The sequence below is a fragment of the Catenulispora yoronensis genome (assembly GCF_039531695.1).
Classification (GTDB): Bacteria; Actinomycetota; Actinomycetes; order Streptomycetales; family Catenulisporaceae; genus Catenulispora; species Catenulispora yoronensis.
In genome coordinates, this window is sequence record NZ_BAAAQN010000013.1 from 65,481 (window position 1) to 82,686 (window position 17,206).

At 69.7% G+C, this 17,206-nt stretch carries 14 protein-coding genes; 5 read left to right on the plus strand and 9 right to left on the minus strand.

Translation table 11 applies throughout. The features are described from left to right. From ABD481_RS13530 to ABD481_RS13540, 3 genes are all read right to left on the minus strand, one after another. Positions 1–774, minus strand: a complete 774-nt coding sequence (locus ABD481_RS13530; RefSeq protein WP_344665969.1) for an SDR family NAD(P)-dependent oxidoreductase — start codon at positions 772–774, stop codon at positions 1–3. Continuing rightward, complete coding sequence (locus ABD481_RS13535) at positions 774–2,198, minus strand: hypothetical protein (protein ID WP_344665970.1); 1,425 nt, start codon at positions 2,196–2,198, stop codon at positions 774–776. Before ABD481_RS13535 ends, ABD481_RS13530 begins: the two co-directional genes overlap by 1 nt. Before the next feature lie 172 nt (positions 2,199–2,370). Then, positions 2,371–3,828: a YfcC family protein gene (locus ABD481_RS13540; protein WP_344666064.1), complete on the minus strand. Its 1,458-nt coding sequence runs from the start codon at positions 3,826–3,828 to the stop codon at positions 2,371–2,373. A gap of 189 nt (positions 3,829–4,017) precedes the next feature. Here ABD481_RS13540 and ABD481_RS13545 point away from each other — a divergent pair, with 189 nt between their 5' ends. Next, positions 4,018–6,039, plus strand: coding sequence for a CocE/NonD family hydrolase (locus ABD481_RS13545; protein WP_344665971.1), 2,022 nt, complete (start codon positions 4,018–4,020; stop codon positions 6,037–6,039). 70 nt (positions 6,040–6,109) lie between these two features. On the opposite strand, the gene ABD481_RS13550 is transcribed toward ABD481_RS13545, so the two are convergent. After that, a complete protein-coding gene (locus tag ABD481_RS13550; RefSeq protein WP_344665972.1) occupies positions 6,110–6,433 on the minus strand; it encodes a hypothetical protein in 324 nt (107 codons plus the stop codon). A gap of 179 nt (positions 6,434–6,612) precedes the next feature. Here ABD481_RS13550 and ABD481_RS13555 point away from each other — a divergent pair, with 179 nt between their 5' ends. Then, complete coding sequence (locus ABD481_RS13555; protein ID WP_344665973.1) at positions 6,613–7,359, plus strand: hypothetical protein; 747 nt, start codon at positions 6,613–6,615, stop codon at positions 7,357–7,359. Here ABD481_RS13555 and ABD481_RS13560 read toward each other — a convergent pair. Both ABD481_RS13560 and ABD481_RS13565 read right to left on the minus strand, forming a co-directional pair. Then, complete coding sequence (locus ABD481_RS13560) at positions 7,356–8,042, minus strand: PAS domain-containing protein (protein ID WP_344665974.1); 687 nt, start codon at positions 8,040–8,042, stop codon at positions 7,356–7,358. The two genes, ABD481_RS13555 and ABD481_RS13560, sit on opposite strands and share 4 nt — an antisense overlap. A 138-nt stretch (positions 8,043–8,180) precedes the next feature. Continuing rightward, positions 8,181–9,530, minus strand: a complete 1,350-nt coding sequence (locus tag ABD481_RS13565; protein ID WP_344665975.1) for an AfsR/SARP family transcriptional regulator — start codon at positions 9,528–9,530, stop codon at positions 8,181–8,183. 97 nt (positions 9,531–9,627) lie between these two features. Here ABD481_RS13565 and ABD481_RS13570 point away from each other — a divergent pair, with 97 nt between their 5' ends. Further along, the gene (locus ABD481_RS13570) at positions 9,628–10,506 is read left to right on the plus strand and encodes a macro domain-containing protein (protein ID WP_344665976.1); all 879 of its coding nucleotides are present in this window, start codon (positions 9,628–9,630) and stop codon (positions 10,504–10,506) included. A gap of 146 nt (positions 10,507–10,652) precedes the next feature. On the opposite strand, the gene ABD481_RS13575 is transcribed toward ABD481_RS13570, so the two are convergent. The 3 genes from ABD481_RS13575 to ABD481_RS13585 all read right to left on the minus strand — a co-directional run bounded on the left by ABD481_RS13575 (position 10,653) and on the right by ABD481_RS13585 (position 15,011). Beyond that, positions 10,653–11,396: a TIR domain-containing protein gene (locus ABD481_RS13575; RefSeq protein WP_344665977.1), complete on the minus strand. Its 744-nt coding sequence runs from the start codon at positions 11,394–11,396 to the stop codon at positions 10,653–10,655. Positions 11,397–11,398: 2 nt separating this feature from the next. Further along, positions 11,399–12,964, minus strand: coding sequence for a hypothetical protein (locus tag ABD481_RS13580; RefSeq protein ID WP_344665978.1), 1,566 nt, complete (start codon positions 12,962–12,964; stop codon positions 11,399–11,401). A 997-nt stretch (positions 12,965–13,961) separates the two neighbouring features. Continuing rightward, positions 13,962–15,011, minus strand: a complete 1,050-nt coding sequence (locus ABD481_RS13585) for a GIY-YIG nuclease family protein (RefSeq protein WP_344665979.1) — start codon at positions 15,009–15,011, stop codon at positions 13,962–13,964. Between the two features lie 23 nt (positions 15,012–15,034). On the opposite strand from ABD481_RS13585, the gene ABD481_RS13590 reads away from it, so the two are divergent. Then, on the plus strand, positions 15,035–16,363 hold the full coding sequence (locus ABD481_RS13590) for a DNA cytosine methyltransferase (protein ID WP_344665980.1): 1,329 nt from the start codon (positions 15,035–15,037) through the stop codon (positions 16,361–16,363). A gap of 353 nt (positions 16,364–16,716) precedes the next feature. Then, positions 16,717–17,139, plus strand: a complete 423-nt coding sequence (locus ABD481_RS13595; RefSeq protein ID WP_344665981.1) for a very short patch repair endonuclease — start codon at positions 16,717–16,719, stop codon at positions 17,137–17,139. The last annotated feature ends 67 nt before the right edge of the window (positions 17,140–17,206 follow it).

Here is a 17,206-nt window from a genome sequence, read left to right on the forward strand (position 1 = left end):
TCACTGGCCCCGGCCGATCAGCCGGTCCCCGATCAGGTACTGGAACGAGCGCGGCATCCGGCCGCCGGTCACGGTCGCGAACGCCAGCATCCGGCTGGTGATGCACACCGGCTTGCCCGCCGCGACCGCCGCCAGCCCGCGCGCCACGATCGCCTCCGGCGACTGCCAGAAGATCCGCGGCAGCCGGTTGTCGAAGCCCTCGTCGGTGAGCGGCGTCGCCGACGGCCCCGGCAGCAGGCCCGTGACGTGCACGCCGGTGCGGCGCACCTCGCGGTTCAGGTTCTCGCTGAACGCCATGACGAACGCCTTGGTGGCGCCGTAGGTGGAGGCCCACGGCACCGGGGTCGTCGCGGCGATCGAGGAGACGTTGAGGATCCCGCCGTGCCCGGCCTGGACCATGCGCGGCAGCACGGCGTGCGTCAGCCGCATCAAGGCCGTGACGTTCAGCGCGACCTTGTCGACCTCGCTCTGCGCGGACAGCTTCAGGAACGAGCCGGAGGTGCCGACGCCCGCGTTGTTCACCAGCAGGTCGATCGGCTTGGCCGGGTCGGTCAGCCGGGCCTCGACCACGGCCAGCCCGGCCGGATCGGTCAGGTCGGCGGGCAGCACCTCGACCTCGGTGCCCAGTTCGGCGGCCAGCTTCTCCAGCCGGTCCCCGCGCCGGGCCACCAGTACCAGCGCCGTGCCGCGCGCGGAGAGCTGCCGCGCGAACTCTTCACCGAAACCGGACGAGGCGCCGGTCACCAGGGCTCTGCTGTAGGTCTGCTTCGTCATCACACCGGCTGGTCCACGTTGTCGGTCCGGAACGCGATCGCCGCGCGCCCGGCCGGGTCGAAGAGGTCGAGCAGGCCGGTCAGCGGCTCATCGGGAACCTCCGGCGTCCACAGCTCCAGCGCCATCTCGCCGTGGTACAGCATCGGCCACCGGACATAGGACCGGCCGTCCTCGGCGTCGTTGATCGCCTGCGAGCGCCGCACGGTCGCGGCGGCCACGTCCACCATCAGGTCGGTACCGCAGCCGAAGCCGTAGGGAAAGGCGGCGCGGTCCGGCGCGATGCTCTCGATGAGGGTCTCGTCGGCCTCGTCGACGCCGACGTGCGCGTGCAGTCCGCCGCGCACGGCCGGGACCTCCACGGTGCCGTTCGGGTCGGGGCGCCATATTCCCTTGGCGTCCTTGCTGACCCGGATCCTCGGCGCGGCCGCCATCAGGGAGCAGACCTCCCATGCCTCCACCGACGGGCCCTTCATCCCGGCCCCGCCCACCGACAGCACGCGCAGCCGCCCGGCGTCGAGCCGGTGGTCGACCACGACCACGTCCTCGGGCTTGAGGTCCCGCTTGTCGACCTCGAAGCTGCCGGACGCGGTGACCACCAGCGCCTGCAGGTCGGGGTCGTAGACGAACATCATGCCCTCGCTGAACCCCTTGATGCCGAGGTAGCGCTGGTAGGCGGCGGCCATGCCGACCGAGACGTAGTCGGTGACCCGGTGCGGCGGCGGCAGCAGGCCGAGCCGGCCCATGCGGCGGCCGGCGTCGGCCAGCACCCGCGGCGAGCGCGCGGCGTCGAAGGCGGCCGGCTCGACCGCGGCCGGCACCTGGTCCAGGCGGTCGTTGACCTCGGTGGCGCAGGCCACGGCGACCAGCCGGTCCCGTATGTCACGGACCACGTCGGTGCTGATCGAGGGATGACCGCCCTCCATGGTGCACAGCGTGGCCTCGGCGATCCGGCCGGTCTCCGGATCGGAGTACAGGAACAGGGTCTTGGGGGCGCCGACGCGAGCCATCAGCACCCGGGCCAGCTGCACCACCTCCAGGTGCTTGGCCCCGGCCAGCGGCTCGTCGACCTCGAACACCCCGACCAGGTTGCGCACGCCGCCGCGCACGTCGCCGGTGCGGCGCAGGCTGACCATGAGCGGCGGGTACTGCTCCTCGACCCGGTCCAGGAGCGTGCCGGGGCCGGGCGGCACCGGGATGTGGACCAGCAGCACGTCCAGCTCGACGCGCCGGCCCACGCCGGTCACCGACGCCGGCCGGCCCACTTCGTGGCCCTGGTCGGCGAACGCTTTGCACAGGTCGTCGAGGAAGGCCTGGACCGGCCCCTCACCGGGAGCGACGGCGTCCACCCGGCAGACACGCCACCAGGGCAGCGCGGCCAGATCGAAGCGGTCCGCCCCGTCAGTGCCATGCCAGAGATCGAGCATGGACCGTACGCTACCCGAGCAACGCCGGTTCCCCCATTGGGGTGAGGACATTTACGGTGATCGCGGGAGGACTCGCAGTTCCGGCGAATCCCGGCCCGGAAATTCATAGGGCCTTCGCCGCCAGAACGAAGGCCCTATATATAAGGACAGAGTGGATATACCGCCGGATCCGCTAGCCGAAGGCCGCGCCGAGCGCGAGGAAGCCGCAGATCGCCACGAACACCACCGCCAGGTACGGCAGGATGAACTTGAAGTACTTGTCGTAGCCGACCTTGGCCAGGGTCAGACCGCCCATGATGACGGCGCTGGTCGGGACGAACAGGTTCATGAAGCCGTTGGAGACGCACCAGGCGGTGACCACCAGCGACTTGGGCACGTTCGCGAACGCCGCCAGCGGCGCCATGATCGGCATCACCAGGGTGGCGTGCCCGGAGGTGGACGGGATCAGGAACGCCAGCGGCAGGTTCACCAGGAACACCATGATCGAGAACACCGCCGAGGTGGTGCCGTTCACCGCGCCCTCCAGGGCGTGCAGCACGGTGTCGGTGACCTTCGCATTGTTCATGATCACCGTGATCCCGCGGGCCAGCGCCACCACCAGCGCCGGGGAGATGAAGTCCCCGGCCCCGGAGATGATGGTCCCGGTGAGCTTGGCCTCGCTCATCCGGTCGACGACCCCGATCACCACGCTGGCCAGCAGGAACAGCGCGGCCAGCTCGGGGAAGGACCAGTCCAGCTGCCAGCCGTACGCGGCGGCGTCGGCGTCGCCGGTGATCACCGAGGCCCAGGGGATGACCGAGAAGATCATCAGGGCGAAGGTCAGGCCGGTGACGATCAGGGCCGCCTTCTGCACACCGGTGAGCGGCGGCGGCTCCTGGTCGGCGGACTGCTTGGCCACCTCCCGGTCCCCGGGCAGGAAGCCGACCACCGAGCGGGCCGGGTCGGTGCGCACCCGGCCGGCGTAACGCAGCACGTAGAAGATGGTGAAAGCGGTCAGCACCACCAACATCACCGCGCGCAGCACGATGCCGTCGCCGATCGAGATGCCGGCCGCCGAGGAGGCCACCCCGATCGCGAACGGGTTCACGGTGGAGCACAGCACCCCGATGCCGGAGCTGAGCAGGATCGCCGCCACCGCGACCATCCGGTCGAAGCCCAGGGCCAGGGCCAGCGGCACGATCAGGCCGTAGAAGCCCAGCGTCTCCTCCGACCAGCCCTCGACCGAGCCGAGCAGCGAGAACACCGCCATGATCGCGATGATCAGCAGCGCCCCGCGCTCGCGCAGGTTGTGCGCCAGCCGGCCGATGCCGGTGTCCAGGGCCCCGGTGGCGAACACCACGGTGATGAAGGCGCCGATGGCCAGCACGAAGAAGAACACGCCGACGCTGCCGTAGAGCGAGCCGTCGTTGTGCGTGGACACCTCGCCGGTCTTGGCGTCCTGGATCCCGTAGAGCCCGTTGACCGGGGACATCAGCAGGTTCGACAGCCGGCCCCAGAACGTGAGCGGGGACGGCGTGCGGTGGTAGGTCCCCTGCACCGGGTTGCCGTCGGCGTTCTTCTCGTACTCCCCGCTGGGGATGAAGAACGCGGCGATCCACACCAGGACGGTGACGATCGCCAGCACGGTCATCGCGCTCGGGAACTGCCGCTTGTGTCCGCCGCCGCCGGCGTCCTGGCCGTCCGCGCCGTCCCCACCGCCCCCCTGCGGTTTCTGTGCCTCTTCCTTGGTGTCCGTCATACACCGAATGTCACAGAAAGAGGACCCTGAATGGGTGAGGCACGCAGGCCGGTGGGCTTTCCGAGTGGAACTTTGGAACGCATGAGCCACCCGGTCCGTGTCCTGCGCAATGTCTGGATCCCGATGCGCGACGGCGTGCGGCTGTCGGCGCGGGTATGGCTGCCGGCCGACGCCGCCGAGCCGCAACCGGTCGTGATGGAGTACATCCCGTACCGGAAGAACGACGGCACGGCCGCCCGCGACCTGACCCTGCACGCGGCGTTCGCGGCGGCCGGCTACGCGGCGATCCGGGTCGACAACCGGGGCAGCGGCGACTCCGAGGGCATCATGCTCGACGAGTACCACCCGACCGAGCAGGACGACGCGCTGCAGATCCTCCAGTGGCTGGCCGCGCAGCCCTGGTGCGACGGGAGCGTGGCGATGATCGGGAAATCCTGGGGCGGCTTCAACGGCCTCCAGGTCGCGGCGCTGTCCCCGCCGCAGCTGAAATGCATTGTCACCGTCTGCTCCACCGACGACCGGTACGCCGACGACGTGCACTACCTCGGCGGCTCGCTGGTCGCCTCCGAGGCGCTGCCCTGGGCCTCGACCATGCTCTGCTACAACGCGCGGCCGCCGGACCCGGACGTGGTCGGGCCGAAATGGCGCGAGGAATGGTTCCGCCGGATGGAGCTCACCCCGACCTATATCGCCACGTGGCTGGCCCATCAGCGGCGGGACGCCTACTGGCGGCACGGCTCGGTGATCGAGGATCCGTCGGGCATCAAGGCCGCGGTGCTGGCGGTCGGCGGCTGGGCCGACCCCTACCGCGGGGCGGTGTTCCGGCTGCTGGACGAACTGACCCCGCTGGGCACCCCGGTGCACGGGCTGATCGGCCCCTGGGCACATACATATCCGCACCAGGCGGCCCCCGGGCCCGCGATGGATTTCATCGGCGAATGTTTGAAATGGTTTGACCGATTTCTCCGGAAAAACGCGGACCAGGATGAAGAACTGCCCGCGCTCCGGGCCTGGATGCCCGATCCGGTGCCGTTCGGCTCGGACGCCGAGGAGCGACCCGGGCGCTGGGTCGTCGAACCGACCTGGCCGCCGGAGAACGCGGAGCGGCACGATTTTCGGTTGATCGGCCGGCATCTGCACCTCCACGAACCGACCACCGGCGCGCTGACCGCGACCGGGAGCGAGGCGGTCCTGCGCTCGCCGCTGGCGATCGGCTCGGCGGCGGGCAACGTCCTGCAGTTCGGGGACCTGGCCGGCCGCCCGGGGGACCAGGGCGCGGACGACGGCCGGTCGCACACCTTCACCTCCGGGCCGCTGCCGGAGCGGCTGGAGATCCTCGGGCCGGCCGCGGCCGAGCTGCTGGTCTCCGCCGACCGGCCGTGCGCCCAGCTGGCGCTGCGGCTGTGCGAGGTGACCCCCGACGGCGCCTCCCGCCTGGTCACCACCGGCGCGCTGAACCTGGCCCACCGGGACGGCCACGAGCACCCGGAGCCGCTGGCGCCCGGCACCGCGTACCGCGTGACCGTCCCGCTGTTCGCCACCGGCCACGCCTTCGGCGCCGGCAACCGCGTCCGGCTGACCGTCTCGGCCTCCTACTGGCCCTGGCTGTGGCCCTCCCCCGAGCCGGTCGCGGTCACCCTCCACCCCGAGGGCGGCCTGCTCCGGCTCCCAGTGCGGCCCGCAGACCCGGCTCGCGACGGCGCGCCGACCGACCCGCCGCGCGCGGACCCGCCGAGCCCGTTCGACGTGACCGACGTCCCGGCGACCCGGGTCGTCACCTGGGACCCCGTGACCCGCACCCAGGTCGTGACGATGACGTTCTCCGACGGGACCACCGTCGACCGCACCGACGGCCTGACCCGCACCGAGACCGAGCTCAACCGCTTCCACCTGACCGAGGGCGATCCGGAGGCGGCCGCGGTGGAGTGCGAGCGCACCGACGCCATCAGCCGCGGCGACTGGCAGACGGAGGTCCGCACCTTCTCCCGGATGACGTGCACCAAGACCGAGTTCCTGGTCGTCGACCGGCTCGTGGCTTACGAGAACGGGGAAGAGGTGTTCACCAAGAGCTGGACGACGTCGGTGCCGCGGGATCTGGTGTGAGGACGCTCCCCGCGGACGGGCCGGGACACGGGGCCGCGACCCGTCCGAGGGGGCGCCGCTCGGCGTCCAGCTAGCCCAGGTAGCCGGTGACGAACGGGCTGTCCAGGACGAACTCGAAGGTGCCCTCCTGGTAGTCCGCCTGCCAGGTGCAGTTCGCCAGCCAGGCCTCGGTGACCCGCTGGCCGTTCAGGGTCGCCTGGAACATCAGCAGGTAGCCGCCGCGCTGGCCGCCGCCGACCTGGACATTGGAGTAGCCGTTGGGCAGCCGGCAGGCCACGACGTGGCCGTCGGTGAAGCCGCTCGGGCCGCTGGCGAGCTGCACGAGGTCGGAGCGGTCGGTGATGTCGTAGACGATGATGTTGGTGATCTGGTCGTCGTCCCAAATACCGGGCATGATGGAAAATCCTTTACAACGTTATCGCTCTGCCGTCGGACGACTCAGCTGGTGTTCGTCCGCTTACATCCGTCCAGTAGGCGGCGGCCGTGCGAGATCGCGGGATGTCCGCTTCAAACCAGGCGAATACTCACTAATCGCCCCTCCAGGACCGCCTCGCGCGATGTGATCCTGCACAGGTGAACCCCTTCGCCCCGGACTGGCCGGAGACCGGGCTGCGCCCCCTGGCCGACCGCGCGCGGACCGGTGAACCCGCCGCGCGCCTGGGCGAGGAGTTGTTCACGCAGCTGTGGCCGTGGGCCCTTCACACGGCCGAGCAGCTGGCGTGCCGGCTGCCGCCCGGTGCCGACCGCGACGCGTTGCGGGGCGAAGTCCTGCTGGAGGTTTTCCAAGCCACGCGCCGCGTCGACTGGGACCGTTACCGCAGCTGGCCGGCATACCTGCAAAGCCGGCTGCACAACGCCTGGTCCAGCGCGGCCCGCGCCGAGGATCCGCTCAGCCGGGGCCAGCGGGTCGCCCGCCGTGCGCTGCTCGCCGCCGAGGAGGATCTGTGCCACCGCCTCGGGCGCACGCCCACACCCGGCGAGCGCCGCGGGCTGGCCGACGCCCTGAGCCCCCACGGCCCGACCCCGGCCGTCCTCTTCGGCATGGTCGTGGCACCCACCGCGCCCGACGCCCTCCCCGAGACCGCGACCCCGGCCGACGACGATCCCGCTGTGGTCTTCCAGCGCCTGGCTGCTCGGCGGGCGGTCCACGACTGGCTCGATCGCGATCTGCCCCCGCGTCTCGCGACTGAAATCAGAACGCTGATCGACGACGACTCGGGCGACCATCTCAGCCGTGACTTGATGCGCCGCCTGAAGCCGCATCTGGGTTCGCTGCGGCGCCGCCTGGGCCACGACGACCCTCGTCAGGAGCCGCCCTAAGGCCTTTCGACATAAGCGGAATCCACCCGGGGCGGCCACACCGCGACCATCAACACGCCCAGCGCATACGCCCGCGCGACCAGCGCACACCGGCCTCGGACTCGGAACTTCTTCCGCAAGCGATCCAGGTAGTAGTCGACCCCTGCCTTGCTCAGATACAGCCGAGCACCCAACGCGGCATTGCCCAATCCCTCAGCAAGTCCCTCCAGCATCCGGGCTTCCGGCTGCGAGAGCCGCAGTCCCACCGGCAGCGTCAGCGGATCCCCGGTTTCCCGCGCCCCCGCGCTCATCCCGTCCAAGGCGTTCACCGGATTGAGCGAACACACGACCTCGATCACGCGACCCGCCGCGCCGCGTACCGGCCACGCCACCGCCTCCGCCAGCAGCAGCCGTCCGTCGCCCCGCACCACCAGGACCCGCCCGCGCCCACGACTCCGGCGGCCGTCGACCACGTCCCGCCACTGCTTCCCGAAGCCGGCACTGCCGCCCGGGGCCACCAGCTCCCGCACCCGCAGGCCCCGCAGCTCCGCGATCCCCCGTCCGGCCAGCCGGCCCAGGGCGGCGTTCCCCTCCACGATCCGCCCCGCCGGATCCACCCGGGCCATCGGCAGCCAGGCCTGGTGGAAAAGCACCTCCCACCACAGCCCCTCGGCTCCCCCGCCGCACCCCGGATCCGTGCTCACATCAATTATTTGATGGCTGGACCGCCCGGCCGAACCGATACCGGGCCGCCGTCATCCGATCGAGGCATCGGAAGCGCTCCGGAAGCGCCGCGAAGCTGTCGCCGGAAGCGCCGGCCGGGATGCCATGAACCTGTGTGTTCACTCCCCGACCTGCGACAGGTACGCCTCCAGCGCGGCGAGATCGGTCCGCTCCAGATCACCGGCGCGCAGGACGATGCGCAGTTCCGGCGCCACCCGGGGCCGGTGCGCCCGGCCGGCCCGCACGTACGAGCGCGCGATCAGCAGGATCAAGTCCTCGCGCTCGGCCTCGACGATCCGGGCCAGCCCGGATCCGACCAGCGGCATCGCCAGCGGCTTGTCCAGGCCGTGGCGGGCGGCGGCGGCCCACAGACGGTCCAGGCTCAGCCGCAGGCCGTCCTCGGTCGCGCGGGCGACCAGGTCGTTGCCCAGCTCGGAGTACGCCGTCGCGAAGACCCGCCGGCCCTCGGCCGGCACCACGGCCACCGTGCCGATCGGGTAGCGGACCCGCTTGCCCACCCGTTTGTCGTGCACGCTCTCCACCGACAGCGGCTCCACGGTGCGCAGGGCGCGCTTCAGCTCCCGGTCCAGGGTCCGGGCATCGCCGCCGAAGACCCGGGCCACGAGCTGGCCCTGCACGCTCTCGCGGCTGATCACCACGTCCCGGTCGGTCGCGACGTCGAAGGTGTCGGAGAAGCCGACCACCAGGTTCGCGCCGTCCTGCTCGAACAGGTCGCCGACGACGACGCTGACCGCGGTGTGCAGGCTCGGCAGCCCGCGGTGGACGATCACGCCGCTCAGGCCCCGGCGCAGCCGGGCGCGCACGGTCGCGAGCAGCTCCGCGATCGCGGCGTCCTCGGGCTGCTCCGCGGCGAGGTCTTCGAGCAGCGGCAGGGCCCGCCGGTAGGCGCCGAGCTCCAGGTGGATCCGGACGAGTTCCTGGCGGGCGGTGTCGCGCAGCCGGGTGAGGCGGCGGATCGGGACGGCGGCGTACTCCTCGCCGGCGGCCTCGGACATCGGCTGGCCCTGGTACATCCCGAGCGCCCGCTCCAGGAGCCGGACGGCGGCCACCGGCGCGGCCCGCAGGGCCTCGTTGACCAGGCCCGCGAACTCGGCGCTGTCCAGCTGCTCGGGGGTCAGCACCAGCCGGTAGGCGGACTCGTTGCCGCGGGCGGTGGGGATGCGCTCGGTCCGCAGGATCCGCTCGCCCTCCCCCTGCCGGCCCGGATCGATGACCTTGCGCAGCTCGCAGACCCGTTTCTGGACCTCGTTGCGGTCGCGGACCGAGTCGTGGCGGTAGCCCGGCGGGATGTCCCAGACATCGCGGCGCAGGCGCACCACCGGCACCGGCTCGCCGCCCGCGGCGACCAGCCGGATCAGCAGTCTGATGGTGAGCGGGGTCAACGCCTTCTCCTCGCCGTCGACCTCCAGGGCCAGCGGTTTGAGCACGTTGACGCGGATGTGCGGCACGCGGATTCCCCCAGCGGTTCGTCCCGATCCGGCTGTTCCCCGTCTGCTCCCCGGCACGAAGGGTACCAACCGGGGTTCGGTATGGGAGGGAACTGAGATGGTTCGGCACTGGCGTTTTCCGGCGCGGCGCCGGGCCCGGACCTCGCCGACCGCGCGGGCGTTCATCGGCAACGCGCTCCTGGCGTTCGGCGTCGTGTCCGCGCTCGTGCAGTTCGTCGGCCAGCTCTACCCGGAGGCCATCGCCGACCGGGGCGCGGTCACGACGGCGGCGCTCGGCTGTTGCGCGGCCTGGGGCGCGTTCCGGGCCCGCCCGCAGCGGCTGGTGCGGCACGAGTTCGGGAACCCGCCGACGGCGGTCGTCGTCAAGGGCGGCGACCTGTTCGCCGAGCCGGGCCACATCGTCATCGGGTTCTGCGACACCTTCGACACCGACGTCGAGGACGGGGTGCTGGTGAACGCCGACAGCACGCAGGGCCAGCTGCTGGACCGGCGCTACGCCGGCGACCGGCGTCACCTGGACGCGGAGCTGGGCACGGCACTGCACGGGACCGCTCCGGTCGTCCGGCTGAACCGGGCCGTGAAGCCGCGCGGGAAGCTGAGCCGCTACCCGATCGGCACGGTCGCCGTGCTCGGCAGCCGGCCGCGCCTGGTCTTCGCGGTGGCGTACAGCCGGCTGGCGCTCGACTACGTGGCCGCCGGCGGCGTGGACGAGCTCTGGTACAGCCTGGCGCGGCTGTGGGACGCGGTGTTCCGGCACGCCCAGCAGGAGCGGGTGGCCATGCCGCTGGTCGGCGCGGGCCTGGCCCGGCTCGGACTCGACGACGAGAGCCTGCTGCGGCTGGTCCTGCTGTCGTTCGTGGCGCACTCGCGCCGGCGGCGGGTCTGCCGCGAGCTGTGCGTCGTGATGCGGCCCGAGGCCTTCCGGCGGATCGACATGGGCGCGGTGGAGGCTTTTCTGGTCAGCTTGGGGCGGTGAGGGGCTGGGTTCACGGCTGGCTGATGCCTGGGCGCCTGGGTGCTCGGACCTGGACGCCCGGACCTGGATCCGGATGCCTGGATGCCCGGATGCCCGAGGGCTTGAGTGCGCAAGCCGCCCGGGCATCCGGAGTCGCGACCATCCGCTCAGGGCTTGCGATCCTGCGCGGCGAGCCGGGGCCACGGCTTCCGCCAGTCGCCACCGCGGTCGTTCACCGCGCAGCCGGCCGTCGTGAGCCGTTCCACGATCTTCCCGAGCGCCTCGGCCGAGCCGTCGAAGCGGACCACGTTGCGCCCCTCGATATCGGCGATCGGACGCAGCCGCCCCACCTCGATGATCAGCGTCCGGTCCGGGTACGCCGCCAGCGCCAGCCCGAGCTCGATCAGCACGTTGGGGCGGGCCTGGCCGATCAGCTCGGTCTCGAACGGCGGCTCCTCGACCTCGTGCAGGTCCGGATGCAGCGTCACGACGTCGTCGGGCGTGAGCAGCACGACCGCGGCCCGCGCCTGGCTCGGCGCCAGCCCGACCACGTTTCCGAGGTAGGGCGAGACCTGCCGCGTGGCGGCCACGAGCTCCTCCCATTCCAGCGGCCGCAGATCCAGGCGCCGCAGGAAGTCGAACATGAGCGACCGGACCTGCTCGTCGCGGCCGTGGACCACGAACACGCTCCGGGCCAGATCCCGCTCGGCGTCGGAGGGCACTTGGTCGGTGGGGCCCGGCGCCTGGTCGGTGACGCTCGGGGCTTGGTCGGCGGCGCTCGGGGCCGGGTCGGGCGCGCTCGGGGCCGGGTCGGTCGTGGCACCGGGCGCGCCGACGTTCATCGTCCCGATCTTGCCGCCCGGCCCCATGTTCCCGACGACCCCGGAGCTGGTGTAGTTGTCCCCGCTCACCGTCATCCTCCCTGCGGCTGCGGACTGCGGTTGTCGGCCGGCTGCCCGCCGCCACCGCTGTGGAACTCCCGGATCTGGCCGCCCGGCCCCATGTTCCCGGCGTTGCCGTGGTTGTTGTAGACGTCGCCTTGCAGGACGTTGCTCCGGGCGGCCCGGTGGTCCGACAGGTCGACGTTGTGCTCCATCAGGAACAGCTCGATGCTCTCCAACAGCTGCTGCTGGATGATCTGCGTGTACTTGACCTTGTCCGAGTACTGGAAGAAGAGGTGATAGCGATCCTCTTTCGCCAGCTCCCGGATGCTGGTGCGAGCGCCCTGGTCGACGCTCAGCAGCGCATAGCGGCCCAGGCGCAGCTCGCTGGTGTCGGGAACGCGGTCGAGGTCGGCCTCGGCGACGGCCTCGGCCTCGGCCTGCTTGCCCCGGAACACGGCGCGCACCGCGCGCTTGAGCTGCCGGTAGCTGAACCGCACAACGTCGCTCGGCGCGTACACGATCATGTCCCACGCCACCTTGACGAGCACCCGCGGCCCGAGCGTGTCGGGCAGGTACTCGACCAGGTGGAAGCTCTTGCGGATGGGCGGCAGCACGTAGCTGTGGAACTCGATGTGCAGCGTGTCGCCCCGCAGGTCGAAGCCGGTGAAGCAGGTCGTGACCAGTTCCTGGTCCCAGGAGCCGACCCGGACGCACAGGTACTCCCGGGCGGCGTCGGCGTCCTCCTCCCAATGCGTGTCGCCGAACATCCCCCTGCCGGTGTCCGGAAGCTCCTCCGCGACGCGCACAGCCTTGCGGAACCGGCGCCGCCGGACCCGCCCCACCGTGATCGCCCGCTGATACCGGCGCCGCTCCACAATCAGGGTATTGATCCTCTGGTCCGACGCCGCGTGATCCCGCAGCACACTGCGCATCCGGTGCTCGACGAACCCGGTGAGCTCCCGCACATCGAACGGGACGACCGCGCGGACCTCCCGCTGATCGGGCCCCGCACCGTTCTGCTCCGAGGTCCGCCCCGCGACCACGTCCACCAACGCGTCCGGACCCGCCGGCTTCACCAACTCGGCCGTCGACCAACTGTCGGTCAGCAGTCCCGCCCCGACGAACGGATCGAACCCCCCGTACCGGACCAGACCCGTATGCGACACCTGCTGCCGCGCGATCTTGTCCACCAGCTCGGCCTTCAGCCCAGGCGTGTGCGGATAGGCACCATTCACAGCCCGGCCCCCGCCATTACGCGGCTTGAGCTCCATGATCAGCGTCTGCAACGTGGCAATCCGCCGCAGATAGGCCAGCGACCACGCACACCACGAGATCAGCAGAATGCCGACAGGCCTGGTGAACACCCCATCAGCGATCAAGACATAACCGACCCCGGCGCCGATAAGACTGCCCCACACCTGCTGCCGCCGCAGCCGCCGCGCAGCCAACGCATGCGCCAGCACCGCGACCGTGTCGTACCCATAGGCCGGCGGCACCATCCGAAAGCGGGCCTGCACCAACTCCCGGATCACCGACTTCCGATACTCCCGATCAAGATGCGCCCCCGCACTCATCAACCGCGTAGCCGCGGACATCGGCCCACACCCCACAACCGGCGGCGGAGCCGGCGCCGGAGCCGAAGCAGGCGGCCAAGGCTGCACGCTCATAGCCACAGCACCGCCTCCGAGAACCCCCGCGAACTGTCCGGGCTCGAATCCCCGGACTGAACAGCCCCGGCGATCAACACGATCGCCACCAAAGGCAGCACAACGATCACAAACGCGATCACCTGCGCAGCCCCGGGCCGAAGCCATAACCCCGTAGGCCGATACGTTCCAGGCGGCAGCCCCGACGCCGCCGCCGGCGGACCAGAAGCCCCCTGCCGAGCCAACTCCGCAACCAATGGTCGCTCGTCCACTTCACACTCCGATGCCGTCGCCAACGAGAACAGGGAGGGAGCTCGCCCAGCCCGCCCAGCCGCCCCCGACGGCCCACGACCCCGCACCTTCAGCAAGGTCGCGGACCGCCCCCGGCACGCCAAACGCCACGGCCGTCCCCCCGCGTCTACGAGAGCACCCCGACCACTTCCCCCAACACCCCCCGGCGCTTCCGATCCGCTTCCGATCCGCTTCCGGCGGGGACGCCGAGGCGGCGGTGGCTCACGGGATACGTCGATAGTGACCATCTGTACGGCGCAGCACAGTGGTCGTCTTTCATGTCCAAACGGTGGGCCGTGGGCAGGGTGAGATCCTCGTAGAACTCTGAGCTCTGGCCGGACAGGGCAATCTCACCGACTCGAGGTGGTCAGTGGCCTTGTGGCGACAAAACCGCTAGCCACCGCGAGCGGGCCGGCTCGGCGCTGTTCAAGTCCCTCCGTGGTTCTTCTGAAGGGGTCCAGCACGAAGAGTTGGAACGCTTGGCCGATAGGCGCACCTCGCCAGCCCACTGGGCGTCCTTCGCCGTCGCCGATCAACACGAAGTGCGTATCACCGCCGCGGTCATCGAGATGCCGTCGGGGGACCAGTATCAGGATACGGAGCCACGCTGGACGAGAGTCGACGCGAATGGCGCACATGCCGACAGCCGACACGTCTAGTCCGCCGAGAACTCCGACAAGCCCTCGTCATCGCCCGTCGCCTCGTCCTCGACCGAGCCCTTCGTGTCGAATTCCGGCGTCCCCACCGTCTCGTGGACCACTCCCTCGACCTTCGTCCACCACGCGAGTGCGCTTGGGTAGGTCTTGCCGGACGGGTACAGGATCGCATAGCCCGGAAGCGCGGTGAGTTGCCAGCCGACCGGAAGGCTTTGAATCACCCGCATGAACGCCTCACGCGCAGTCGTCGAGGCGTCACCAGCGACGATCTCGGTCAGCGCCACGCCGGCCTTGCTCTTGAACGACCCGTCATAACGGAGGTTGTACGGCAGCCTCAGCTTGAGCTCTGCCAAGAAGCCCTCGCTCAGCGTCCTCCCCGGCGCCACCTTCACACCGACGTCGAGGTTGATCGGGAACAGAGCATCGAAGTGCCCTGCCTTGACGGCACTCGTGTCTCGCTCTTTGCCGGGATCATTCCTCCCGAAACCGTTCGCGTTCCACGCCGCCTCGCCCTTGGCCTGGAACCGCTTGATCATGAGGCGTTCCGGGGCCACGGCGGACAGATCCTCGAGAACGTACAGGCACGTGAAGTGCATCTCGTCGACGAGCTTGGCGTGGTCTGGCCCGACAGTACGGCCGGAGAGCTTCACTACATGTTTGCCAAGACGCTCGGGGAGTGACTTGTCGGCCTTGCCGACGTACACGATCTCTTCTCCGCGGTACAGCTGGTAAATACCGGGCTTCTCATCGAGCACGTTGATGTTCGCCATCGTCAACGGAGCTGGAGTCAGCTGAGTGATCAGGTCATAGAGCTGATCGGCCATCGCCTTGATGATGTTCAGGCGGAACTCGGCACTGTGATAGGTGGAGTCGCGGCTCCCCGGCATTGGCTTCACCCGTGTCATCGGCTCGGTTCGACTGCTGGTCACCCTAGCGGAACCTGTCAGTACCGGCATCCAGGATTGGCGTTCGTGGCGTACAACGCGTTCCGACACGCTAAACCGTACCGACATGTTGTCACGATTTGGCCAAAACGATTCCTTGATCATCAACTCCGCGGTATGCTTTCGGCATGATTGAGCAGCGTGAAGACCATCGCGAGGTCGGTACCAGCGTCGAACTGTTCGCGGGTGGCGGTGGCCTGGCGATGGCGCTTCACGAGGCTGGATTCCGCCACCTGTTGCTGAACGAGTTCGCCAAGCGCGCATGCGAGACCTTGCGGGCCAACCAAGCCACCAAGTGGTTGGGAACCGGTCACGTTCCCCAGGGTTTCGACGACCCTTGGCCGTTGATCGAGGGCCCGGTTCAAGATGTCGACTTCACCTACCTCAACGGCAAGGTCGACGTCCTGGCCGGTGGTCCGCCATGCCAGCCGTTCAGCCTTGGCGGTGACCACAAGGGCCACGAGGACGAGCGCAACATGTTCCCGCAGTTCTTCAGGGCCGTCCGGGAGACGAGGCCGAGAGCGTTCATCTGCGAGAATGTTCGTGGCCTGCTACGCCCCTCCTTCGCGCCGTACTTCCAGTACATCGTCAACGAGCTGAGTATGCCGTTCGTGGAGCGAGGTGACACGTCCTGGGAAGATCACAACGAGCAGATCATCGCGGCGAAGGCGGTGGAGCCTGACGGCACCGACGAAGCCGCGCAGCGGTACGTCGTGTTCGTGACACCCGTCAACGCGGCCGACTTCGGAGTTCCACAAGTCCGCAATCGTGTGATCATCGTCGGGTTCCGTCTGGACCTCGGCGTCGACACTGAGGTGTGGGAGAAGTTCCGTCCCCGCAAGACGCATTCGGAAGCCTCGCTGAACAACGAGCTGCGCGATCCGAGAAGCGCCTATTGGAGGCGTCACAAGAAAGTTCCCGCGGCCGTGCGCAAGCAAGTCATCGCTCGCACGCCGGTCGTCAGTCCGGACGACGATGAGCTCCGCTTCAAGCCCTGGCGCACGCTGAGGGACGCCGTCATGGGCAATCCGGACGCGTTCCCAGCCCTTCCTCCACTGCCACAAACCGGACTGATCGACTATGAGGAGCACCCTGAGTCACCGGCCACGAATCACATCGGCTGGCCCGGCGCGCGCGTCTACACCGGTCACACGCCCAACCTTCTTGACCGCCCGGCGAAGACCGTAAAGGCCGGCGTTCACGGCGTGCCTGGTGGCGAGTCGGTGATGATGCTCGACGACGGCACGCACCGCTACATGACCGTCCGGGAGACAGCGCGCGTCATGACGTTCCCCGACGACTGGAAGCCGGTCGATCCGCGCGGCGAGCAGATGAGACAGCTCGGCAACGCCGTTCCCGTCCTGCTCGGTCAGCGATTCGCCGAAGCGGTTTCCGATGTTCTGCGCTCGGTCGCGGAATCAGCCGGGTCCGAGGACGAATCGAGCCGGGCGGCGTGACTGGGAACTGGAACAATTCGAACCCACCGCCGGAGGCATGGCGCCGCGGGCGCGGAGTCTCGCCGGCCCGTGAGCAGGATGAAGCCGCCGGCGGACATGATAGACGCGTTGTCCCGCTCGACGACGGGCGGATCGCGCTAGGGTCCGTGGCGCTGCGTGTTTTCCCCAAGACACGACGCATCCGGGCGTACCTGAGGTGGTCCGATCGAGGCGACACCAAGGAGAAGTACCTCGGCGAGGTCGGAGAAGCAACGCGCCTTGAGAACCTGCGATTCGCATGGACTCGCGCACGAGAACGAGGTGTGGCCCTCCCCGATGATCGAGAAGACGCTCGGGGCTCATGGGCCAGCACCGTGGACACACGAGCCACGATGCGCGGCAATAGGAGCAAGGACACCAAACCCGAGAAGCGGCTGCGATCACAGCTGCACGCGCTAGGGCTGCGCTACAACGTCGGGAAGCGGCCGGTTCCGACGGTCAGGCGGACCGCCGACGTCGTGTTCACCAAAGCACGGGTCGCCATCTTCATCGATGGCTGTTACTGGCACGGATGCCCGGACCACTACCGGCCAGCACGGCAGAACGGCGAGTTCTGGTCCCAGAAGATCCACGCCAACCAGCAGAGGGACGCCGACACCGATCGGATCATGGCCGAAGCCGGGTGGCGCGTCGTCAGGGTCTGGGAGCACGAGGACCCGAGCGAGGCCGCCCAAAGGATCGCGGACCTCGTGCGGGTCGTCTCGCCAGAACCGAGGGTGAACGTGGTGTCGACCTGAGCGTGCGGGTCGACACCACGTCACATTTCAAGCGACGTCTTGCCCGCGGCGGACTCCCGCTATGGCC

Coding starts and splice junctions, on each gene's coding strand:
- ABD481_RS13530 (WP_344665969.1), bottom strand. CDS start 774: ATGACGAAGCAGACCTACAGCAGAGCCCTGGTGACCGGCGCCTCGTCC.
- ABD481_RS13535 (WP_344665970.1), bottom strand. CDS start 2,198: ATGCTCGATCTCTGGCATGGCACTGACGGGGCGGACCGCTTCGATCTG.
- ABD481_RS13540 (WP_344666064.1), bottom strand. CDS start 3,828: ATGACCGTGCTGGCGATCGTCACCGTCCTGGTGTGGATCGCCGCGTTC.
- ABD481_RS13545 (WP_344665971.1), top strand. CDS start 4,018: ATGAGCCACCCGGTCCGTGTCCTGCGCAATGTCTGGATCCCGATGCGC.
- ABD481_RS13550 (WP_344665972.1), bottom strand. CDS start 6,433: ATGCCCGGTATTTGGGACGACGACCAGATCACCAACATCATCGTCTAC.
- ABD481_RS13570 (WP_344665976.1), top strand. CDS start 9,628: ATGGTTCGGCACTGGCGTTTTCCGGCGCGGCGCCGGGCCCGGACCTCG.
- ABD481_RS13580 (WP_344665978.1), bottom strand. CDS start 12,964: ATGTCCGCGGCTACGCGGTTGATGAGTGCGGGGGCGCATCTTGATCGG.
- ABD481_RS13585 (WP_344665979.1), bottom strand. CDS start 15,011: ATGATCAAGGAATCGTTTTGGCCAAATCGTGACAACATGTCGGTACGG.
- ABD481_RS13590 (WP_344665980.1), top strand. CDS start 15,035: ATGATTGAGCAGCGTGAAGACCATCGCGAGGTCGGTACCAGCGTCGAA.